Origin of the sequence: Nocardia sp. NPDC050799 (assembly GCF_040654015.1) — a bacterium.
Classification (GTDB): domain Bacteria; phylum Actinomycetota; class Actinomycetes; order Mycobacteriales; family Mycobacteriaceae; genus Nocardia.
On the sequence record NZ_JBFAHF010000001.1, the window covers coordinates 549,174 to 569,550 of the forward strand.

Below are 20,377 nucleotides of genomic sequence, written 5' to 3' on the forward strand. Positions count from 1 at the left end.
GATGATATGAGCGCGAACCCGTTCGACGACGCGGACGGCCGCTTCTTCGTACTGGTCAACGACGAGAACCAGCATTCCCTGTGGCCGGCCTTCGCCGAGGTGCCGCACGGGTGGCGGATCGTCTTCGGTGACGCCGGCCGGGCCGCCTGTGTCGACTACGTCGAGCGGAACTGGACGGATATGCGGCCCAGCGGTGTGCGCGAGGCGGTCACCGCCGATCAGGGGCCGGCCACCGTTCGATGAAGCGGCACGGTCCGGCGGCCCGCGGGGCGGCGATCACCTGGTCGTAGAGCTGGGTCGCCACCCCCGTGGATTCCCGCCGGTCGATCGACAGGGACGCGGTTTCCGGCCGATACCCGTGGGCGGTCCGGCGGAAACCGCGTCCGGTGAACAGGCCCCGGCCCACCGGGCCGGGGCAGGGACAGAGTTCAGCAGTTCGACGGTGCCGGGCCGCCGCGGAAACGGCCTTCGAGCCACGCCATTACGGCGGGCAGGCCGAGGACCGCCGCGGACAGATGTTCCGGCGATACGGTGAGTTCGGCTTGCAGCGGTACACCGGCCGCGCAGTAACGCTGGTTCGTGCGGACGATGGAATCCACCGGAATCAGCGGATCGGCGGCCGAATGCCATTCGAAAACGGGTATATCCGGTACGCCGTCGAATAATTCGAGGCTGTTCTCCTCGAGTACTGCGCGGGCGTCCGGACTGTCCACCAACGACATACTGCCGGCGAATTCGGCCACACTGCGTCCGGCCCCGGTGGCCAGAATTTCGTCGACGCATCCGTTCGCGAGCGTGTTACGGGTCAGCAGCCCCCGTGTGTTCATCGACTCGCTGATCGGAAAACGGTTCGGATATTCACGTTCGAGACCGATTCCGGCCGCCATCACGAGGCCGAAGGCCGGATGCGGTTCGGTGTTCACGGCTTCGATCATGCGCACCAGATTCATCGGCACACCGCCGATCGCGGCACCCGCGATATCCAGTTCGGGCGCATAGTCCGGGGCGAGCGCGGCCGCCCAGCCGGTGGCCATGCCGCCGCCGGAGTAACCGGCCATGGCGACGCGGCTGTCGCGCAGGCCCAGACCGGCCGCGCGGACCGCGCGGATGCCGTCCAAGGTGATCTGACCGCCCAGCCTGGCCGCACCGTAGGCGGATGTCGGACCGAGATGGTCGGGCAGCGCCACACTCCAGCCGCGGACCAGGACCGCGTTCAATGCCGTGGCCTCGCGGGCCTGCAGAGCGGGGTCGGGACTGTAGAGCACCCGGGAGACCGCACAGCGGGTGCCGAGCCCGTTGATGATGTGTTGATAGGACAGCAACGGTCCGCCGGGAGCACGCCGCTGCGGCGTGAGCACGGTGGTGGTCGCCGCGATCGGTCGGCCCGTCGAATCGGCCGAGCGGAATTTCACCAGGGTCACCGTGGACCCCGGGAACATCGGCAGCGGGGCCATCTTCCGGGTTTCCAGCACCTCCCCGGGCGATTTACCGGAGATATCGTCTGGCGCGGCATAAAACGGATCGGGATCGGGTAGGGGGTAGATGGGCGCGGCCACGGCAGGGCTCACGCCGATCACGGATGCCCCGGCGATACTGCCGAGGAGTACGGCGCCGAAGGCGCGCACCAATAGATTTCGATCGGATCTCGGAATCTGCACGCGACAAGTATCAGGGATCGCCGCGCAAATTCGTGAACGCACACGTTCCAGTCTTGTTGTGTCGCGTGTTCTTCCGGAACAGCGCGGTGTTGGTCGCCGAAATATCGGCGGCCGGCGCAGGCCCGGCGACTCCGCTTACCAGGTGACGTTGATGGGGCCGGGACTCTACAGCCCGGAATGTACTTCCCGGGTGACGCTCGGCGCGGCCGGGCGGGCCGAGGTGTCCACGGGCGTCAGCCGCTGCAACTGCCCCCAATCGTGACTCCAGTCGTCCTTCAGATAGGTGGCCAAAGTCTGGGAGCGCAGCAATTGGCGACTCCAGCCCAGCGGCCCACCACCGTCGTGGCGTTGCCAGAGGTTGGTGGTGTTCGCGGCGGGACGGTCGGGCAGGATGCGCCAGCCGGGCGCCTGGGCGATGCCGTCCTTGTGATCGAACGGGCGCTGGCACGGGAACTGCAGGCCTACCGCCCAGTCGAGCAGCACCGGCTGGTCGGAACCGATCAACTCGTCGAGCGTGCGCGTCTGCGGAATCCGTGGCGGGGTCAGGGCGATCCACTGCTCGGGATCGAGTGTTCTGTCCTCGACGACGATCCGGACCACATCGGCCCGGTCCGGAATCTCGTCGAGTGGAACACGCAGATTGCGCCACGACGGCGTCGGGCCGATATCGATGGGGATCACCTGCCCGAGCGAACGGGCCCCGGACGCCGGATCCATGACACCGTACTCGATATCGACGGGTTGTCCCGGCATGACCTCGCCGTCCTGGGTGATCGCCCGGAACCGGCCCGCCGCGGTGATGGCCATGATCCCGGCGCGGTCGGCCGGGTCGGGCAGCCGGTACCAGCCGGTGCTCAGTTCGGCCGATTCCTGCTGACCGGCGGTACCGAGGACAGGGGTGGTGTTCGACAGCCCGAACGGCAGTGGCGCGCCGTCGGTCTGGGTGACCGAGGTGCCGTCGGAGGTATCGCTCAGGGCATCGGCGAGGCTGTTGTCGTCCGCGGGCTGATCGTCGTCGGACGTGACATCGGCGACCCCGCCCGGGACGAAGCCATCGGCGTCCGCCGCGAACGTCGTGGCGGCGTCACCGGTCAGCGGCGGGAGCATCGAGGTATTCGGGTCGGATTCGACCAGGACATCGTTGGCCAGTCCGCACGGCTTCCCCAGTACGGCATCGACATTCGAGCGGGCCAGGGAGAACGCCGGATACTGGGTGGCCGCGGCGGTAGCGAAGGAACCCACCTGGAAGATCACGATCACGGCCGCCGCCACCGTCAACGGCGGAATCTTCACCAGCCGCCAGGCGCGCGGCGAAACCCGGTGCGGGGTACCCGGTTCCGGTGCCCGCAGATGCCACCATCCGGCGAGCGCCAGGCACAGCACGGCGACGGTCAGGAATATCTCGCTCATCCCGACGCCGCCGATCGCCGGAGCCGTATCCCACCACGGAATACCGTGGCCGGACGCGTAGAACCATTTGTTGACGCCGGTGAAGATCTGCGCCAGCGCCACCGCCACGATGGCGGCGAACAGCGCGCGGTACCGCGGCGCCCGCATCACCGTCGGACCCACCGCCACCGCGGTGACCACGGCGACGGCGCCGGCCAGCCCGGCGAAGACACCGTTGTGGTGGGTGAACTTCGTGGGCACGGTCGCCATCAGCAGCATCGCCCCGAAGGTGATTCCGAGCAGGCGTTTCGCCGGGCCCGAGGTGACGAAGGGGATGCGCCCGCCCTTGCGCAACAGTACGAAGGCGCACACCAGCAGCCCGAGCCACATCGCGACGACCCCGAAACGGCGTCCGATGGAACCGTCGGCGGTAGCGGTGAACAGCCGCTGATAGGCCTGGTAGTCGTCGAACCAGGGCACCGACGGGCCGACCGCGTTATGCACCCGGGTCATCTCGAGCATCGCCGACAGCGGTTGGACGCCGAAGGCGAAGACCAGCACCAGGGTTGCGGCCGCGGTCGGCGGGGCCAGTAATGCTCCGTAGACGGAAATCCGTGTGGGCCATCCGATATCCGCGCCACGTCGTGCGGTGGCGGCTGCCATAGCGCGGGCCCGCCGGATGCCGAACCGCACCACCGAGCGCGCACCGGCCGCCAGCGGCGCGAAACAGATCACCCCCGACGGCGCCGCGGTCAGACTGAATGACGCGATCAGGATCGCGATGGCATACGGCAGCAGGCGTCTGCTCGCAATGGCGTGCTCGACGAAGACCCAGGTGAGCAGGACGGCGACCGCGATCACCGGTTCCGGTCGCAGCCCGTTGTTGTAGGGCAGCCAGATGGCCAGGAAGCCCAGCGCGCCGGTGCCGACCACAACGCGGTCACGCGCAGCCCGGCGCCGAGCCGCGGGATCACCTCACGGCTCAGGGTGAGCCAGTAGGGTGGGCAGGCGCACCCACGGACTGGCGATACTGATCTCGGTCAGCTGCGCGATCACGTCGTAGGGCGGCGTACCGACCGGGTTCTCCGGCACCCCGAAGAACCGGAAGTAGTTGGCCATATAACCGGAGACCAGCGAGGTGCGGGCCATACCGAATTGGTAGCCGTCGTCGGAGGTGGTGGAGCCGATGAAATGCCACAGCAGCAGGGTCGCGAGGACCCCCGCGTCGATACCGGTGAAGGTGCGCCAGCGTTGTGGGACGAGACGCCGGATCCGGCGTCCGTCGGACCGGTCGAGCCGTAGCAGTGCGATCAGGGCGAACGCCGCCAGCACCACCGCCAGCACGGTCGCGGCGCGTTTGGTGAACGTCGGGGCGACCGTGAACCGGCTGTCGACTTCCACCTCGACACTGGCGCCGGCCGAGGTGGTCAGATCGCTGAACACCCCGACCACCTGCGGCCGGAAGTCCCCGGCCAGGAAGAGCGGTTCGGTCTCGGCACCGGTGAGCTCGGCTGTTGTCGCGGCGCTGTCGGAACGGACCGTGAGCGTGGCCGCACGCCCCGGAACTGCCACGGGCACTGTCCAATGCGATGCCCGTCGATCTGGTGGAACCGCTCGACGTCTCCCATGCCATCGCCCGGCTGGTCTCCGACGAGGCCCGCTATGTCACCGGTACGGTCGTGCCCGTCGACGCGGGCCGGCTGAACAAGCGGTAGGTGCCGGGCGCGTACCCGGCGGTCACCGCCCGTTCGGCCGTCCCCCGGCCGGGATCGGTGTCCCGGCGTCGGTGAGCCCGTGCAGCGCCGCCGGCAGCGGCTGCCGGTGCAGGACACCGAGCCGCTGGGTGGCCCGGGTGAGGGCCACGTACAGTTCGGCCGCGCCCCGCGGTCCGTCGGCGAGGATCCGTTCCGGCTCCACGACCAGGACGGCGTCGAACTCGAGGCCCTTGGTCTCCGACGCCGCGACCGCGCCCGGTACATCCGGTGGGCCGATCACCACGCTGGTGCCTTCGCGGCCCGCTTCCGCCTCGACGAACTCGGCCACGGCGTCCGGCAACTCCTCCTCGGTCACCTGCCTGGACCACGGCCGGCTACCGCAGGCGCGCACCGACTCCGGTGGCTCGATCCCGGGTGCGAACTCGGCCAGTACCGCGGCGGCGACGGTCATGATCTCCGCCGGGGTGCGGTAGTTCACGGTCAGCGACCGGTACACCCACCGGCCCGGTACATACGGCCGCAATACCGCGTCCCACGACCGCGCGCCCGCCGCCGACCGGCGTTGCGCGAGATCGCCGACGATGGTGAAGGACCGGCCCGGGCAGCGTCGCATCAGCACACGCCAATCCATCTCGGACAGTTCCTGGGCCTCGTCGACCACCACGTGCCGGTAGGTCCAGTTCCGGTCGGCGGCAGCGCGTTCGACGAGTTCGCGGGTATCGCGTTCGAGGAAGCGATCCGCCAGGTCCTCGGCGTAGAGGAGGTCCTGCGCGAACAGGTGGTCCTCGTCGTCCATCATGTCGGTGCGGTCGATCATGATGTCCAGTACGCCCGCGGCGTACTGGGCCTCGGCCGCGCGTGCACGGTCGGCGGCTCGCTCATCCGGATCGCCTCCACCCAGCAGGTCGGCCAGCTCGTCGAGCAGCGGCACGTCCGAGACGGTCCAGGCCGTGCCCGCGGTGCGGAACAGGGCCGGGTCGGCGCCCGCCGCGCGCAACCGCTCGGGGGACGAGTACAGCGACGCCAGCAGGTCCGGCGGGGTGAGGACCGGCCAGAGCAGGTCCAGCGCCCCGGTGAACGCGGAGTTGTCCGCGAGTTCGGCGATCAGATCCTTGCGCATGTCCTCCCATGCCGCTGTGTCGTCACGGGTCAGCCATCCCCGGCCGATCCGGCCGATTGCCCGTTCGGTGAGCACATAGGTGACGATCTCGCGGAACACCGCCCGAGCCTCGTTGTGCGGTAGTTCGCTGGCCCGCGCCTCCTCCCGGGCCCATTCGGCGGTCCCGGCATCGATGCGCACGGTCACGTCCGCCAGTTCGATGGGCAGCGATTGGTCCGGTAGCCGCTGCCGATCCGCGATCGCCGCGGCGAGTACATCCAGGATCCGCAGCGACCCTTTGACCCGCGCCGCCTCCGGCGCGTCTTCGGCCGTGACCCGCAGGCCCGGCACGAAGTCACCGGTGGTCATGAAGACCACATCGGATTCGCCGAGCGAGGGCAGCACCCGGCCGATGTGGTGCAGGAAGGCCGGGTTGGGTCCGACGACCAGCACACCGTGACGCTCGATGCGCTCCCGCTGTGTATAGAGGAGGTACGCGACACGGTGCAGCGCGACCACGGTTTTCCCGGTACCGGGACCGCCCTCGATCACCAGCACACCGGGATGGTCCAGCCGGATGATCTCGTCCTGTTCGGCCTGGATCGTGGCGACGATATCGCGCATTCCCTCGCCACGCGGCGCGGCGACCGCCGCAAGCAGGGCGGCATCACCGCGCAGGTCGCCCCCGGGGCGCCCCAGCACCTCGTCGGTGAACTCGGCCAGCCGGCGCCCGCGGGAATGGAACTGGCGGCGGCGCCGCATGTTCTCCGGGCTGGCGGCGGTCGCGACGTAGAACGGGCGCGCGGCCGGCGCCCGCCAATCCAAGAGCAGGGGTTCGTATTCGTTCGCTTCGTCGTAGAGGCCGATCCGCCCGATATAGGAGACCTCGCCCGCCACCGAGTCCAACCGGCCGAAACACAGTGTGTTGTCCGCCACGTCCAGTCGCTTCACCTCTTTGGCCAGCGCCCGGACCTCGGCATCACGTTCCAGCAGGGTGGTGCCGTTCCCGCGCAGGGCCGCGTGGTATCTCCCGTTCGCCCGGGCGCGTTCGGCATCGAGCCGGGCGTAGAGCTCGTCCACGTAGGCCCGTTCGGATTGCAGCTCGTCTTCGTATCCCCGGTCCGTCATATGCCCTCACTTCGTTCGACGATCGCTGCGTTGTCGCGGCGGCCGGGTGCGCTTCCCGGCTTCCGACCGGACGATTCTGCGGCATCACCCGGGCCTTGCCGCAAGGCCCCGGGTGCGCTATAGATTGATGGTGGAAAGGGGTCTGGAATCGCCTCTTCCACTGTCGATCTCATCTGCCGCAGTCGTTCCGGTGGCCGCCCACCCGAATTCGATCCTCTCGATCCACCCGTGCGATGTCGTCCCGTGCCCGGCCGAGGGCATCGTGGGTTCACGGCGCAGCCCCGGGGAGCGAGCCGTCCGGCGAATGTCGAACCTGCCGCATCGGAACGTGCCGCCGGTATCGCACACCTCGCCGGGCGGCGTGACCGGCGGCCTCGCCGCGCCGTCCGGGTGCGCTCGCCCCGCGGTCTACTGCCCGGCGGCCCGTGGTGGCACCAGGCGCAGCGTCTGACCGGAGACGGGAGCGCGGGCCACGAGCCAGACCACCACGCTCTGCTCTTGGCCGCTCTCCAGCGTCTCGAACGGGACGTCGACCGCACCCAGCTGCGGGTGGTCGAAACGCAGGGCCGGCGCGACCGGGTGACCCGGGCCCTGCGGACGCCAGCGTGCCGCGAACTCCGGAATCCGGTGCAGGGTGTCGATGGTCTCCCGCAGGCCGGCGTCGCCGGGCCAGCGCAGACTCGCGCGGCGCAGGGTCTCGGCGAAGGTATCGGCGGCCTCGGCCCAGTTCCGCAGCGTTTTCCGGGCCATCGGATGCCCGTAGACGTAACGGGCGAGATTCACCGTGTCCCGGTCGTCCAACAGACCCAGCGGTGTGACGAAATCCTCCCAGGCCGCGTTCCAGCTCAGCACATTCAGGCGCCTGCCCAGGACGAATGCCGCGGTGGGCGCCAGGGCTCGCAGCACTGCCTCGATCGTCTCGGGCACCTGGTCCTGCTCATCGGTGGGCTCCGGGCAGCGCGACTCGTTACTGCTGGTCAATGCGAGCCAGCCGAAGGTGCTGCGCTCCCGCTCGTCGAGCAGCAGGGCGGTGGCCAGCGCTTCCACCACCGCTATCGAGGGATTGGTGTCCCGGCCCTGTTCGAGCCGGGCCAGATAATCGGCACTGACGCCCGCCCGGACGGCCACCTCCTCGCGCCGCAGCCCCGGGGTGCGCCGGCGCCTGCCCGCGGGCAGTCCGATATCGCTGGGTCGCAGTTCGGCGCGGCGTCTGACCAGGAACTCCGCGAATGCGCTTCGGGTCATAGGACCATCGTGCCCTGTTCCGGGCCGCGCAGCCGCGCCTTGCCAGGTCCAGGATAACGGGGGTCTGGTTACCGGACCCCGGTCCGGCGATGGTCGATGACATGACCACACCACCGGAAACCACCGATACCACCCTGCGTCCCGGCGCCTGGGCACTCGACAGCGCGCACTCCTCGATCGCCTTCACCGTGCGGCATCTCGGTATCGCCAAGGTGCGCGGCGGCTTCACCCGCTTCGAGACCGAGTTCGTCGTGGACGGGTCCGGCGCAGCGACCCTCGGCGCGACCGTTCATCTCGACTCGTTCGACACCGGCAACCCCGACCGGGACGCCCATATACGCACCGCCGATTTCCTCGATGTCGCCAACCGCCCGACCCTTACCTTCCGGGCCGTCGAACCGGTCCGTATCGCCGAATCGTTCACCGTGCCGGGTGAGGCCACGCTGGGCGAGGTCACCCGGCCGATCACCCTGGACGTCGAATGGGGCGGTATCGGCGACTTCGGTCCCAGCGGCGAACGGCACGCCGGTTTCTCCGCGACCGGCACCATCAAACGCACGGAGTTCGGTGTCGGGGGAGCGTTGCCCGGGATGCTGAGCGACGCGGTCAAGATCGAACTGGAGATCCAGCTCATCGAGCCGAAGTAGGCAGGACCGCCGCACTGCCGCCGGGGCCGGACGTAGCGGGCGCCCGGCTCCCGCGCGCCGCCTGCGCTCGCTTTCCCGCCTCTGTGGGACGCTCGACACCGGACCGGATCGATGAGGTCCGCGGGCGTCGGTGGCGAGCGAGAGGAAGATTCCAGTGCCGAACGACGGCGAGCAGGAGCGCTGGCTGCGCGAACTGAAGCCGGGCCGCACCGGATATCCCGCCTTGGTCTGCTTCCCGCCCGGCGGCGGTTCGGCCACGAGCTACCGGGGCCTCGCGGCGAGCTTCGGGCCCGGCCCGTCGGTCTACGCGGTGCAGTATCCGGGGCGCCAGAACCGGATCGGGGAGGAGTTCGTGTCCTCGATCACCGATCTCGCCGACCATATCGTCGCGGCCACCGACTCCCGGGTTTACGGGAGTCCGGTGCTGTTCGGGCACAGTATGGGGGCCACTGTCGCGTTCGAAACGGCCCGGCGGCTCGAGGCGCGCGGGCGGACGGTTGCCGCGCTGTTCGTCTCCGGGCGCCCGGATCCGGCGTTCACCGACCAGGGCACGCTGCACCGCGGGGCCGACGCCGATCTGATCGGCGAACTCGAGCGACTCGCGAACGACCCGGCCACGGTCACGATTCTGCGCGACGAGCCCGCACTCGCCGACATGGTGCTGCCCGCGGTACGCAACGACTATCGAGCGGTCGAGACGTATCGGTATCAGGAAGGCGAGCGGCTGCGCTGCGATATCGTCGCCCTGCTCGGGCGCTCCGATCCGACGACGACCCCGGAGCAACTGGCGCGGTGGCGTGAGTACACGAGCGGTGACTTCGCGGTCCGGCTGTTCCCGGGCGGTCATTTCTACCTCGACGAGCACACCCGCGAGATAGCGGATCTCCTCACCCCGGTCCTCGCTTCCGGCGGCCCCCCGGCGACATGAGGTTCGGCGTCACCCGAGCACGGTCCGCTTCCGGCGCAACACGGCCCGGGCCAATTCGGCGGGAGTCCCCGCGGTGGTGTCCACCACCGTGTCGTAGGGGTGACCGTGCGCGTGGACGGTCGCCAGGTGGCCCCGCGCCAACCCGGCCGGGTGGCCGCGAGCCAGTTCCCGCCGGTCGGCGACAGCCGGTGGGCAGGTGACCCGGACCAGTTGGACCTCGAGACCGGACAGAGCGTCCAGCCACATCGGTAGCAGGTCCGGGGTCAGCAGCATCTCGTCGACGACGAGATGATCGCCGCCGTGGGCGAACGCGGCGGCCGCGGCACACGCCGAGCGCAACATTCGGCGTCCGACGCCGCCATAGCGGATGACCACCGTCGGCCGGCCCTCCGTGTCGTGGCCCGTCCGGTCGTACCAGAAGCCGTCGCGGCTGCGCGGGCCGTCCCGGCCGCCACCCCAGTTCGGCGGAACCAGCTCGAACAAAGTGTCGATTCCCCAGTAGACGAACGGAATATCGCTCTCGTCCTGGATGGCCCGGGCCAGTGTCGTCTTACCGGAGCTCGATGTTCCGTTGAGGAAGATGACCCGGCAGGGGAGTTCGGGACTGTGCACCGGATCACGGTAGCCGTGCAACCTCGACGAGGGCGGCCATCCGGCCGAGGAGCGGTCCGATATGCCGCGGCCGGTCCTGAGTGTGCGGCAGATGATTTGCGCGCCCTGCTCGGGAGTCCGCGCCGCCGTGTCGTGCATTGGGTGCGATCATCGGGGTGCGCACCCGCGGCATGTACACCGAGCTGAAATCACTGTGCGCCGCCACCCCACCTACGCGGGGAAGACGGGCGGTCGCGGGCGTGGTCCGACGGTGTTCCGGGGCCGTAGGAGAATAATGGGCCCGTGGCTTCCGAACCGAATGCTCCCGATATGAAACCGCGCAGCCGCGATGTCACCGACGGGCTGGAGAAGACCGCGGCCCGCGGCATGCTGCGCGCGGTCGGTATGGGCGACGACGACTGGGGTAAGGCCCAGATCGGCGTGGCCTCCTCGTGGAATGAGATCACGCCGTGCAATCTGTCGCTCGACCGGCTCGCCGGCGGATGTAAGGACGGCGTATTCGCCGCCGGTGGTTTTCCGATGCAGTTCGGCACCATCTCGGTCTCCGACGGTATCTCGATGGGGCACGAGGGAATGCACTTCTCGCTGGTCTCGCGCGAGGTGATCGCCGACAGCGTGGAGACCGTGATGCAGGCCGAACGGCTCGACGGGTCGGTGCTGCTCGCGGGCTGCGACAAATCGCTGCCCGGCATGCTCATGGCCGCGGCCCGGCTGAACCTGGCGAGCGTATTCCTCTACGCCGGTTCCATCCTGCCCGGTATCGCGAAATTGTCCGACGGCAGCGAACGTGAGGTGACCATCATCGACGCCTTCGAGGCGGTGGGCGCCTGTTCGCGCGGCCTCATGAGCAGGGCCGATGTGGACGCGATCGAGCGGGCCATCTGCCCCGGTGAGGGCGCCTGCGGTGGAATGTACACGGCGAATACGATGGCCAGCGCGGCCGAAGCGCTGGGGATGTCGCTGCCCGGCAGCGCGGCGCCGCCGGCCACCGACCGCCGGCGCGACGGCTATGCCCGGCGCAGCGGGCAGGCCGTGATCGAACTGATCCGGCGCGGGATCACCACGTCCGACATCCTGACCCATGAGGCGTTCGAGAACGCCATCGCGGTGGTGATGGCATTCGGCGGATCCACCAATGCCGTACTCCATCTGCTGGCGATCGCGCACGAGGCCGGCGTGGCGCTGAGCCTCGACGATTTCGCCCGGGTCGGCCGGCGCGTCCCGCATCTGGCCGATGTGAAACCGTTCGGCCGGCACGTGATGACCGATATCGACCGGGTGGGCGGTGTGCCCGTGCTGATGAAAGCGCTACTGGATGCCGGACTTCTGCACGGTGACTGCCTCACCGTCACGGGCCGGACGGTGGCCGAGAACCTGGCCGATATCGCGCCGCCCGATCCGGACGGCAAGGTGGTGCGCGCGCTGTCGGCGCCTATCCACCCGACCGGCGGTATCACCATCCTGCGCGGTTCGCTCGCGCCCGGTGGCGCCGTGGTCAAATCGGCCGGTTTCGAATCCGATGTCTTCGAGGGCACCGCACGGGTTTTCGACCGGGAGCGGGCCGCGATGGACGCCCTCGAAGACGGGACCATCTCGGCAGGCGATGTGGTGGTCATCCGCTACGAGGGGCCCAAGGGTGGCCCCGGGATGCGGGAGATGCTGGCCATCACGGCGGCGATCAAAGGCGCCGGACTCGGCAAGGATGTCCTGCTGCTGACCGACGGACGGTTCTCCGGCGGTACGACCGGTCTGTGTGTCGGCCATGTGGCCCCGGAGGCGGTCGACGGTGGCCCGATCGCATTCGTCCGGGACGGTGACCGTATCCGCCTCGACGTCGGCGCGGGCACTCTGGACCTGCTCGTGGATCCGGCGACGCTCACCGGCCGCGGTGAAGGCTGGGCGCCGCTGCCGCCCCGCTATACCCGCGGGGTGCTCGCCAAGTATTCGCGACTGGTGGGTTCTGCCTCGAACGGTGCCGTATGCGATTGAGCCCGTGGCGGATTCGGCCGTGGACGGAGTGTGGGAAGGCGGCATTGTTACGGGACAACCCCGAGCCGGCCGGTACGGCGACCGAGGAGCTGCTGCGTTACGACTCCCCGGTGTAGCTGCTCACCTCCCGCACCGCGCCGGAGGAACTGTACAGCGGTGGTCTGACGCTGCCCGCCGGACAGCGCGTCGTCCTGCTGCCGGGCGCGGCCGATCGGGATCCCGAGGTCTTCGCCGAGCCGGACGTACTGCGCCTGGACCGGGCGGGCGAACCGCCGCTGTCGTTCGGCGGCGGCGTGCACTACTGCCTGGGCGCGCCGCCGGCCCGGCTGGAAGCCCAGCTCGCTTTCCCCGCGCTGCTGCGTGCGTTCCCGGGGCTGACGCAGGCGGGGCCGGCGGTGGCGCGGAAGGGACTGGTGCTGCACGGCCTGACCGCCCTGCCCGTCACCGCCGGACCACGGTCCCGCTGAATACCGCCCCGAGCCGGAAAGTAGCCGTTCGTGCGGGTCGCCGGCTATCCGGACCGCTCGGGTCCGGCCGCCCGGCCGACGGTGTGCAGGTGTCCGAGGGCCCGGGCGTAGGAGTCGAACAGGCCCGTCTCGCAGTAGGGCACGCCGATTTCCGCGCAGTATTTCGCGACGATCGGCTGGGCCCGCCGGAGGTTCGGCCGGGGCATGGAGGGGAACAGATGGTGTTCGATCTGGTAGTTGAGGCCACCGAAGGCGGTATCGATCACGACTCCGCCGCGGACGTTGCGGGAGGTGAGGACCTGGCGGCGCAGGTAGTCCGTCGTATCGCCGGCCGGGAGTACCGCCATACCTTTGTGGTTGGGCGCGAACGTGGTTCCCATGTAGAGCCCGAACAGACCCTGCTGTACGGCGATGAAGCCGAGGGCGTGCAGTGGCGGGAGCACCAGGAAGACGATGCCGAGGTACCCCACGGCGTGCGCGGCCAGTAGCGCGGCCTCCAGGCCGCGCCGGGGGATATCGCGCCGCACGATTGCCCGGACACTCGAGAAGTGCAGGCTGAAGCCCTCCAGGAGCAGCATCGGGAAGAAGAGCCAACCCTGGTAACGGAAGATCACCCGGCGTAGGCCGCGCGCGGCGCGTGCCCGGACACTCGAATGCGCCAGCACGCCCATGATGTCGGGATCGGCGTCCTCGGTATTGGGATGCGCGTGGTGACGGTTGTGGTTGCTCGTCCACCAGCCGATGCTCACGCCGATGGCGAGATTGCCGAAAATCGCGCCGAGCAGGTAGTCCGCCCGCCGGCTGCCGGCGATCTGCCGGTGCCCCGCGTCGTGGCCGAGAAAGGCGAACTGAGCGAAGAGCGCGGCGAGGAAGACGGCCGTGGCCAGCTGCCACCACGAGTCGCCGATCAGGACGAACGCGGTCCATCCGGCGGCCAGTGCCAGCAGTGCGGCCCCGCCCTTCCAGAGGTAGTACCGGGGGCGCCGGTCCAGCAGGCCCGCGTCGCGCACCTGCCGCAGCAGCACCGCGTAGTCGCTGTGGCGTGCGGCACGGGCCGGGGCCTCGGGAGACGCGGAGACCTCGGTCCGGTCGACAGGAACAACGTGTGTGGCGGCGTTTGCCGTCATTTCCTCACCGATCTGTGCACGGGTGTCGCTTCACCGGCCGACGGGTCGGCATCACGCGCGCCCGCCGTCCTTGCCGACTTTCGCGTTCACCCTACCCGCGTCGCGGGCGCCCGGCCGCCCGGCCGGCCCAACCGGGCGAGCGTGCGCGCGGCCCGGGGGAGGAGGCATCTAACGCCGGCCGCGGCCCGGGCCCGGACAAAACTAGAACCTGTTCTTGCTAAGCGGGCGCGGTTGCCCGATGCTGGGGCGATGGATATCGGGATCGCACTACCCACCATGTGCCGCGGCTACCACCGGGCGGCCACCGTCGATTGGTGCCGGCTCGCCGAGCAGGGGCCCGTCGCCAGTATTTCGTGCGGCGAGCGGATGACCTTCCACAATCAGGAGATGTGGACTACCCTCGCCGCGGCCGCCGCGGTCACCGAACGGGTGCGGATCTTCGCGAACCTGTCGGTGCTGCCGGCCCATCCGGTGGCGTTGGTTGCCAAACAGGCCGCGACGATCGATGTGCTGTCCGCGGGACGCTTCGCTCTCGGTGTGGGCGTCGGAGGTCGTGGCGACGACTATCGCAGTCTCGGTGCGGGATTCGAGCGCCGCCACGATCGGCTGGATCGCGCGGTCGCCGAGTTGCGCGCGCTGTGGGCGGGGGAACCGGCCGTCGCCGGAGGTGATCCGCTCGGGCCGCCGTGTGTGCAGCCCGGCGGCCCGCCCGTGCTCGCCGGCGCCCTCGGCCCGAAATCGCTCGCGCGCGCCGCCCGGTGGGCCGACGGAGTCGTGGCGTTCAGCGTGGGCGGGGTGCCCGCCGAGATCCGCTGGTCCGCCGAGGCCGCCCGCCGCGCCTGGGCCGAGGCGGGCCGGGACGCGCCGCGACTGGTGAGCGGGTGTTTCTACGCGCTCGGTGTGCCCGAGCCCGAGGAGGTTCTGCGCGATTTCACCGCGGAGTACCTGGGCTTCCTCGGCGGCGAGGCGGCTGCGGGAGCGGCTTCCTCGATGAAGACCTACGACGCCGCGGCGCTGCACCGCACGCTCGACGCCGCCGAGGAAGCCGGGCTGGACGAGTTCATCCTGGTCCCGAGTGCGGTCCCGCTCACCGTCCTGGAGGAGACGCTGGAACTCATCGCGTCCCGCTGACGGGGGTAGGTCAGCCCTCGGGATAGAAAACGAACAGCACACAACCCGTCACGGTCTGCGGTATGTGCCAGGATCCGGCCGGTGCGTGAATGAACGAGCCGGCCGGGTAATCGCGGACGCCGTCGTTGAAGGTGCCGGACACCACGAACACTTCTTCCGGCCCGGGCCGGTGCACATCGACGCCCTCCCACCGGCTGCCGGGTGTCATCTCCAGAACATGGGCCGAGGCACCGCCCGGGCCGGACCACAGCGAGCGCAGGCGGATACCGGGAAACAGCTCCCGGACGGGCGCGTCGGCCAGGGCCGACCAGGCGTAACCGGGCATGGCCGGGCCGTTTTCGAAGTGCGGGGTGACGGTCATACGGCCAGCATGCCGAGCCGGCGGCGAGGGGTGCCAGTGTCAGGAAGGTCATCCTCGAGTACTTTCCTGTCATGACTGATCGGTGGGCCGGCCCGGCCGGACGGCATCGCGTCGCCGCCCTGGTGACACCGCCGCAGGCCCCGTTCGAACTCGGTTGTGTGGCGGAAGTCTTCGGTACACCGCGCGAAGGGCTGCCCGGCCGTTACGACTTCCTGGTCTGTACCGAACACCCGGGCGAGGTCACGACCACCGCCGGGTACACGATGCGGGTGTCGGCGGGCCTCGAGGCCATGGCGACCGCGGATACGGTCGTGATCCCCGGCTGGCTGCCGTTCACCGCGGAGGTGTCACCCGCCGTGCTGGAGGCGTTGCGCGCGGCCGCCGCGCGGGGAGCGCGCCTGGTCTCGATCTGCACCGGCGCGTTCGCGCTGGCACAGACCGGGCTGCTCGACGGACGGACCGCGACGACCCACTGGGCCCGCACCGATGAACTGCGAATCCACTTCCCTCGGGTCCAGGTGGAACCCGGTGTGCTGTACGTGGACCACGGAGACATCGCCACCAGCGCGGGGGCGGGCGCCGGTATCGATCTGTGCCTGCACCTGGTGCGCAGCGATCAAGGCGCGTCGTATGCGTCCGAACTCGCCCGGCACATGGTCATGCCACCGCACCGGGAAGGCGGGCAGGCCCAGTTCGTGCCCGCGCCGGTCACCCCGCACACCACCGGTGAATCCGTCGCTGCTCTGCTGCACTGGAGCATCGCCCACCTCGATCGGCCCATCACACTGTCCGATCTGGCCGGCCGGGCGGGGGTCTCGTCGCGAACTCTGGCCCGCCGATTCGACGATCAACTCGGTACCAGCCCGGGGCGCTGGCTGCTGACCCAGCGGGTCACCGCGGCGCGCCGGCTGCTCGAGGAGACCGATCTGCCCGTCGAGGCGATCGCCGCCCGGGTCGGGCTCACCTCCGCCACCAATCTGCGGCGGCGGTTCCACACACTGCTCGGCACCACCCCCGCGGCCTACCGGCGCGCGTTCCGCGGCTGACGTCCCGCGCGGCAGGCCGACCGGCCGCTCCCACAGGCGGGAGGGCGGGTCGGGGCGGCGGCTGGGCTAGGCTCGGGCGCGCGCCCGGCAGGGGCGGCTCACCCGAAACACCGCTGGCCCGGATCCAGCGCATTAGCCGGATTTCACGGCTCAATCGTCCGCCGCCGAATGAAAGCGAAGCAGGGTATGTCAAGCCAGCGTCCGGTGCGGTCGAGATACCTCGTCGTCGTTCTCACGGCGGTGTTCCTGGCCAATATGGCGGCCCTGGGCGGTGCGGTGCGCGCCGCGGCATCCGAGCTGGATACCGCCTGTGGCACACCGCTGTCGGCCGCGGAACTCGCCGAGATCGTCGAACTGTCCGATACGTCCACGAGTGACGACGCGGGCGGCGGTTCGTCGCTGGACCGGCTGGAACGGGCGGTCGAACGGCATCGGCGGATCACCGAGATCCTGGTGGCGCACCGGGATCGGCGTGGCCTGCTCGCTCTGGGACTCGACGCGGTCGAACAGGCCGCGGTGATGCCGCTGCAACGCGATCCGGCCGCGTTCGACGACCCGGAATGGGCGCATCGCATCAGTCTCGATCTGCTGCTTCGGTTCCTGCGCACTGTGCACGCGGAATTCACCGGCGCGCCCGGCGAACCCCAGTGGAACCACTATTTCCGGCTCGCCCACCGCTGCGAGCTGTCACCGGCCCGAGTCGCGATGGCGGGCTACAACGCCCACCTCACCGTCGACCTGTCCAATGCCGTCGCCGCCACCCGTGCCACGCCCGCCAATGCGCCCGACCACTTCCGGATCGTCGACGCGATCGCGAGTCACGGGTCACTCATCGTCGATCTCACCCGCGAGCTCTACGGCGGCGATCTCGGCCCGCTGTGGCGGTTCTACTTCCTGGGGGAGGGGCTCGATGCCGTCCTGGGAGCGGGCGTGGCCACCGGCCCGCTGTTGCGGCTGGCCGATCTGGGCGCCAATGTGGTGATCTTCGGCAACGGTCTGGCGCTGCAGGATCCGCGGGCCGAACCCGCGGTGCGCGCGGAGCTGGATGTATTGTGGCGCAGCGCCGACACCGCGTTCGAGGTGCTCGCCGCGAACGGCGCCTTGTGAACGACCGTGCCGCGCACACCATCGGTGCGCGCGGCACGGAGCAGGGCGGCAGTTGCGGGTAGGTCAGGCGCCGACTTCGTCGAGCCGTCCGGTGGCGACGTCGAAGACGAAACCGCGCAGCGACGAGGTCTTGGTGATGAACGGGCTGGTTTCGATTCGCCGGAGCGACTGCCGCACATCCTCGTTCAGATCGGAGAAGGCCTCGGCCGACCAGGTGGGTTTGATACCCGTCTCATCCTGGATGCCGCGTTTGAAAACGTCGTCGGTGAAGGTGAGCATTCCGCAATCGGTGTGGTGGATCAGGATGATCTCGGTGGTGCCCAGCAGCCGCTGGCTGATCGCCAGCGAGCGGATCTCGTCATCGGTCACCACGCCGCCCGCGTTCCGGATGACATGCGCCTCGCCCTCCCGCAGACCCAGGATCCGGTAGACGTCCAGCCGGGCGTCCATGCAGGCGACCACCGCGACGTGCTTGCTGGGCGGCAGGGGGAGCGGACCGCTGAACTGTTCCGCGTAGCGTGCGTTGTTGGCCAGGTAGTCATCGGTCACCGTCATAGGTACCGACCTCCGTTCTTCGACGTCTCGATATGCGAATGTCCGCATTCACATTCCCAACCTGTCGTTCGCGATCACGACCGATAGAACCGGGCAGAGTCCAACTCTGGCGTGTCGCCAACTGTCCGCGTCGCGCCGAGCGCGGTGGGTTTTCACGGTACGTGGTCACCGGCGCCCGATCCGGTCACCGCGCCGCGTGCCCGTGGGGACGGGGCGCGGTGAACGCCATCGCGAATCGGGACGCCCGGCGGCCGTGCGACGCCACGCCCGACCTCGGGGCACGGAGCACGGACTCGGGCCCCGCTGCCGCCGGCGGGTGGTCGCGGTTCGCGGGTCAGTCACCTGCCGTGGATCCGCCGCCGGGCATCGGTTCGACCCGGAAAACCGGGCAGCGCGGTGCCGCGGCGGCGAAAGCGTCGGGGTCGGCGGATTCGACGGCGCCGGCGGTGATCATGAAACGCACGCCGTGCGGCACCTGGCGCGGGAAAGTGCGCAATACCGGCTCACGCTCGGCCACCGGCAGTTCCACCAGCGCGACCCGGCGTCCGCGCCGTCCCTCGGCCAGCACGCCCCACCCCGCGGCGCGTGCGTTGCGCACCCAATCGGCGTTGTCGAACCCACCCACCACATACATCACCCCGTCGACGGTCAGCGGTGAGACGGGGGTGGTGCGTAGTGTCCCGGTTCGGCGCCCGGGCACCGAGAGGACGCGCATGGTGCCCACCGCGAGGCCCAGTCGCTGGAAGGTCACCACCACCCGATTGAGGGGTTTGAGGCGTCGCCGCATGCGGTCGTTGTTCACAGTCGCTCCGTGTCGTCGTTCCGTCCGGCTCCTGCGTCCGGCCACGGCATACCGTGGTCGATCTCGCTCGCGGTGCGTTCCAGCCACTCGATTTCGGCGGCGCGCAGATGGGCGAGGTATTCGGATTCCAGTAGGACTGCCCGGGGGAGGTCCGCGGACTGTTCCCGTTGCCGGGCGGCGCCGGCCGTCTGCTCGCGCAGGGATGCGGCCCGGCGGCGCAGGAGCCGTGCCGCGACCGGCGGCGCCAGCGCGGGGAGATGCGCCAGCGCGGCGACGAACCGCGGGTATTCGTTCACCGGCTCGGCGACGAACCGCTCCAGCAGAGTGTCCAGCAGTTCGCGGCCGGATTGGGTGATCCGGTAGACGGTGCGTTCCGGCCGGGCTCCGGCGCGCGCGGTACCGGTGCGGCACACCAGTTCGGCCTTTTCGAGGCGGCCGATCGCGTCGTAGAGGGATCCGCCGCGCAGTTTCACCACCTCGGCCACCTGCCTTTCCCGGAGGGTGGTCTTCATGTTGTAGGGATGCCGGGGCCGTTCGGCGAGCAGGGTGAGCACGGCCAGCGTCAACGGTGTTTCGATGGCGCGGAGTTCCCGGGTCACGGTCACCTCTCGAGGCAGGTCAATTAGTCGAGTTCGACTATATGCACGATACGTGCCGTCGCCGTGGTGAGCAAGCGTGGTAGTTCACGGGAGTGTGCGCCTCGGTGCCGGGTGCAGGTGGTAACGCCGCCCGGTCGGGGGGCCTCGATCCGTTCCTGTTGGAGTGTCGCGCGTCGAGGGCGCGGCTCTACTCGGCCGTGCGGCGGAGGTCACCCTCGGTCTCGCGCAGCAGATCCTCGGCCGCCGATCCGACGGCCAACCTCACCACGGTGAGTCTGGACGCGGTCTACCGGTCACGCGCCCACCCGAGGCCCGCGGTGAACCGGCCGTCGCCGAGCCGATCCAGGGAGCTGATCTGCCCGGCCACCACGAACGGGTTCCCCTGGTAGCCGATGTTCAGCACGGTGCTCACCAAGCTCGGCGGTGGTGGTGTGCACGGCGGCAGCCGCCAGTGTCACCAGTGGGTCGAGGCTGTCGTAAACGAGCCGATCGGTGGCTCCGAGTGCGGCGAACCTCGCGCGTTCACCGTGCGGGCCCAGGCCTCGATCGCGTCCGGGGTCGCCCCGGGGACCGCTGAGGGCAGGCCGATTCCGATCCGCGCCGTTGTCTCCTCCGAACATCCACACGCTCGTAAGAACATGTCTCGCAAGCTATCTGGGTCTCACCGGGTTGCCCACGCCAACACGCGGCCGCCGCCGCGTCCGGGGTATGCGACCGCGCGGGGGGGGACCCCACGCAGGACCCACCACCCGCCCGGTAGGTGAGACCCGCG

The 20,377-nt window shown here is 69.8% G+C and carries 19 protein-coding genes and 2 pseudogenes; 9 read left to right on the forward strand and 12 right to left on the reverse strand.

Annotated features, from left to right (window positions below; translation table 11 throughout):
* The first annotated feature begins 6 nt into the window (after positions 1–6).
* The gene (locus AB0H42_RS02445) at positions 7–243 is read left to right on the forward strand and encodes an MbtH family protein (RefSeq protein ID WP_357048557.1); all 237 of its coding nucleotides are present in this window, start codon (positions 7–9) and stop codon (positions 241–243) included.
* Positions 244–428: 185 nt separating this feature from the next.
* On the opposite strand, the gene AB0H42_RS02450 is transcribed toward AB0H42_RS02445, so the two are convergent.
* The 3 genes and pseudogenes from AB0H42_RS02450 to AB0H42_RS02460 all read right to left on the reverse strand — a co-directional run.
* A complete protein-coding gene (locus AB0H42_RS02450) occupies positions 429–1,577 on the reverse strand; it encodes a lipase family protein (RefSeq protein ID WP_357048678.1) in 1,149 nt (382 codons plus the stop codon).
* 246 nt (positions 1,578–1,823) lie between these two features.
* The gene (locus tag AB0H42_RS02455; protein WP_357048681.1) at positions 1,824–3,041 is read right to left on the reverse strand and encodes an arabinosyltransferase C-terminal domain-containing protein; all 1,218 of its coding nucleotides are present in this window, start codon (positions 3,039–3,041) and stop codon (positions 1,824–1,826) included.
* Positions 3,015–4,625, reverse strand: a pseudogene (locus AB0H42_RS02460) (arabinosyltransferase domain-containing protein); the annotation flags it as partial. The gene AB0H42_RS02455 and the pseudogene AB0H42_RS02460, both read right to left, overlap by 27 nt.
* On the opposite strand from AB0H42_RS02460, the pseudogene AB0H42_RS02465 reads away from it, so the two are divergent.
* A pseudogene (locus tag AB0H42_RS02465) lies at positions 4,625–4,762 on the forward strand (SDR family oxidoreductase); the annotation flags it as partial. The pseudogenes AB0H42_RS02460 and AB0H42_RS02465 sit on opposite strands and share 1 nt — an antisense overlap.
* 22 nt (positions 4,763–4,784) lie before the next feature.
* Here the strand turns inward: AB0H42_RS02465 and helR are convergent.
* Complete coding sequence (helR, locus tag AB0H42_RS02470; RefSeq protein WP_357048560.1) at positions 4,785–6,989, reverse strand: RNA polymerase recycling motor ATPase HelR; 2,205 nt, start codon at positions 6,987–6,989, stop codon at positions 4,785–4,787.
* A gap of 408 nt (positions 6,990–7,397) precedes the next feature.
* Positions 7,398–8,234: a helix-turn-helix transcriptional regulator gene (locus AB0H42_RS02475; RefSeq protein ID WP_357048563.1), complete on the reverse strand. Its 837-nt coding sequence runs from the start codon at positions 8,232–8,234 to the stop codon at positions 7,398–7,400.
* 101 nt (positions 8,235–8,335) lie between these two features.
* On the opposite strand from AB0H42_RS02475, the gene AB0H42_RS02480 reads away from it, so the two are divergent.
* Both AB0H42_RS02480 and AB0H42_RS02485 read left to right on the forward strand, forming a co-directional pair.
* A complete protein-coding gene (locus tag AB0H42_RS02480; RefSeq protein WP_357048566.1) occupies positions 8,336–8,881 on the forward strand; it encodes a YceI family protein in 546 nt (181 codons plus the stop codon).
* Between the two features lie 154 nt (positions 8,882–9,035).
* Positions 9,036–9,809: an alpha/beta fold hydrolase gene (locus AB0H42_RS02485; RefSeq protein WP_357048569.1), complete on the forward strand. Its 774-nt coding sequence runs from the start codon at positions 9,036–9,038 to the stop codon at positions 9,807–9,809.
* Between the two features lie 9 nt (positions 9,810–9,818).
* Here the strand turns inward: AB0H42_RS02485 and AB0H42_RS02490 are convergent, their stop codons facing one another.
* Positions 9,819–10,421 carry a chloramphenicol phosphotransferase gene (locus AB0H42_RS02490; protein ID WP_357048571.1) on the reverse strand — a complete coding sequence of 201 codons (603 nt, stop codon included), beginning with the start codon at positions 10,419–10,421 and terminating at the stop codon, positions 9,819–9,821.
* Positions 10,422–10,730: 309 nt separating this feature from the next.
* Here AB0H42_RS02490 and ilvD point away from each other — a divergent pair, with 309 nt between their 5' ends.
* Both ilvD and AB0H42_RS02500 read left to right on the forward strand, forming a co-directional pair.
* Entirely contained in the window at positions 10,731–12,410 is a 1,680-nt protein-coding gene (ilvD, locus tag AB0H42_RS02495) for a dihydroxy-acid dehydratase (protein ID WP_357048684.1), read from the forward strand.
* Positions 12,411–12,577: 167 nt separating this feature from the next.
* A complete protein-coding gene (locus AB0H42_RS02500) occupies positions 12,578–12,877 on the forward strand; it encodes a cytochrome P450 (protein WP_357048687.1) in 300 nt (99 codons plus the stop codon).
* Between the two features lie 44 nt (positions 12,878–12,921).
* Here AB0H42_RS02500 and AB0H42_RS02505 read toward each other — a convergent pair whose 3' ends face one another.
* Positions 12,922–14,004, reverse strand: coding sequence for an acyl-CoA desaturase (locus tag AB0H42_RS02505; RefSeq protein WP_357048574.1), 1,083 nt, complete (start codon positions 14,002–14,004; stop codon positions 12,922–12,924).
* Between the two features lie 249 nt (positions 14,005–14,253).
* Here AB0H42_RS02505 and AB0H42_RS02510 point away from each other — a divergent pair, with 249 nt between their 5' ends.
* Entirely contained in the window at positions 14,254–15,135 is an 882-nt protein-coding gene (locus AB0H42_RS02510) for an LLM class flavin-dependent oxidoreductase (RefSeq protein ID WP_357048577.1), read from the forward strand.
* Between the two features lie 10 nt (positions 15,136–15,145).
* On the opposite strand, the gene AB0H42_RS02515 is transcribed toward AB0H42_RS02510, so the two are convergent.
* Complete coding sequence (locus tag AB0H42_RS02515) at positions 15,146–15,496, reverse strand: cupin domain-containing protein (protein WP_357048580.1); 351 nt, start codon at positions 15,494–15,496, stop codon at positions 15,146–15,148.
* A gap of 71 nt (positions 15,497–15,567) precedes the next feature.
* On the opposite strand from AB0H42_RS02515, the gene AB0H42_RS02520 reads away from it, so the two are divergent.
* Both AB0H42_RS02520 and AB0H42_RS02525 read left to right on the forward strand, forming a co-directional pair.
* Positions 15,568–16,542, forward strand: coding sequence for a helix-turn-helix domain-containing protein (locus AB0H42_RS02520; protein WP_357048582.1), 975 nt, complete (start codon positions 15,568–15,570; stop codon positions 16,540–16,542).
* A 186-nt stretch (positions 16,543–16,728) separates the two neighbouring features.
* The gene (locus AB0H42_RS02525) at positions 16,729–17,649 is read left to right on the forward strand and encodes a DUF5995 family protein (RefSeq protein ID WP_357048585.1); all 921 of its coding nucleotides are present in this window, start codon (positions 16,729–16,731) and stop codon (positions 17,647–17,649) included.
* 63 nt (positions 17,650–17,712) lie between these two features.
* On the opposite strand, the gene AB0H42_RS02530 is transcribed toward AB0H42_RS02525, so the two are convergent.
* The 4 genes from AB0H42_RS02530 to AB0H42_RS02545 form a co-directional block, all read right to left on the reverse strand.
* Positions 17,713–18,204 (reverse strand): carbonic anhydrase, encoded by a 492-nt coding sequence (locus AB0H42_RS02530; RefSeq protein ID WP_357048588.1) that lies wholly within the window; start codon positions 18,202–18,204, stop codon positions 17,713–17,715.
* A 334-nt stretch (positions 18,205–18,538) separates the two neighbouring features.
* Complete coding sequence (locus AB0H42_RS02535) at positions 18,539–18,991, reverse strand: nitroreductase/quinone reductase family protein (protein WP_357048690.1); 453 nt, start codon at positions 18,989–18,991, stop codon at positions 18,539–18,541.
* An 11-nt stretch (positions 18,992–19,002) separates the two neighbouring features.
* Positions 19,003–19,605, reverse strand: a complete 603-nt coding sequence (locus AB0H42_RS02540; protein ID WP_357048590.1) for a PadR family transcriptional regulator — start codon at positions 19,603–19,605, stop codon at positions 19,003–19,005.
* A 286-nt stretch (positions 19,606–19,891) separates the two neighbouring features.
* Positions 19,892–20,017 (reverse strand): hypothetical protein, encoded by a 126-nt coding sequence (locus AB0H42_RS02545; RefSeq protein ID WP_357048593.1) that lies wholly within the window; start codon positions 20,015–20,017, stop codon positions 19,892–19,894.
* Positions 20,018–20,377: the final 360 nt, after the last annotated feature.

Excerpts from the sequence above, each read along its gene's own strand:
- AB0H42_RS02535 (WP_357048690.1), bottom strand. The coding sequence starts at position 18,991 with ATGCGGCGACGCCTCAAACCCCTCAATCGGGTGGTGGTGACCTTCCAG.
- AB0H42_RS02510 (WP_357048577.1), top strand. The coding sequence starts at position 14,254 with ATGGATATCGGGATCGCACTACCCACCATGTGCCGCGGCTACCACCGG.
- AB0H42_RS02530 (WP_357048588.1), bottom strand. The coding sequence starts at position 18,204 with ATGACGGTGACCGATGACTACCTGGCCAACAACGCACGCTACGCGGAA.
- AB0H42_RS02445 (WP_357048557.1), top strand. The coding sequence starts at position 7 with ATGAGCGCGAACCCGTTCGACGACGCGGACGGCCGCTTCTTCGTACTG.
- AB0H42_RS02515 (WP_357048580.1), bottom strand. The coding sequence starts at position 15,496 with ATGACCGTCACCCCGCACTTCGAAAACGGCCCGGCCATGCCCGGTTAC.
- AB0H42_RS02525 (WP_357048585.1), top strand. The coding sequence starts at position 16,729 with ATGTCAAGCCAGCGTCCGGTGCGGTCGAGATACCTCGTCGTCGTTCTC.
- AB0H42_RS02475 (WP_357048563.1), bottom strand. The coding sequence starts at position 8,234 with ATGACCCGAAGCGCATTCGCGGAGTTCCTGGTCAGACGCCGCGCCGAA.
- AB0H42_RS02505 (WP_357048574.1), bottom strand. The coding sequence starts at position 14,004 with ATGACGGCAAACGCCGCCACACACGTTGTTCCTGTCGACCGGACCGAG.
- AB0H42_RS02480 (WP_357048566.1), top strand. The coding sequence starts at position 8,336 with ATGACCACACCACCGGAAACCACCGATACCACCCTGCGTCCCGGCGCC.
- ilvD (WP_357048684.1), top strand. The coding sequence starts at position 10,731 with ATGAAACCGCGCAGCCGCGATGTCACCGACGGGCTGGAGAAGACCGCG.
- AB0H42_RS02520 (WP_357048582.1), top strand. The coding sequence starts at position 15,568 with ATGACTGATCGGTGGGCCGGCCCGGCCGGACGGCATCGCGTCGCCGCC.
- helR (WP_357048560.1), bottom strand. The coding sequence starts at position 6,989 with ATGACGGACCGGGGATACGAAGACGAGCTGCAATCCGAACGGGCCTAC.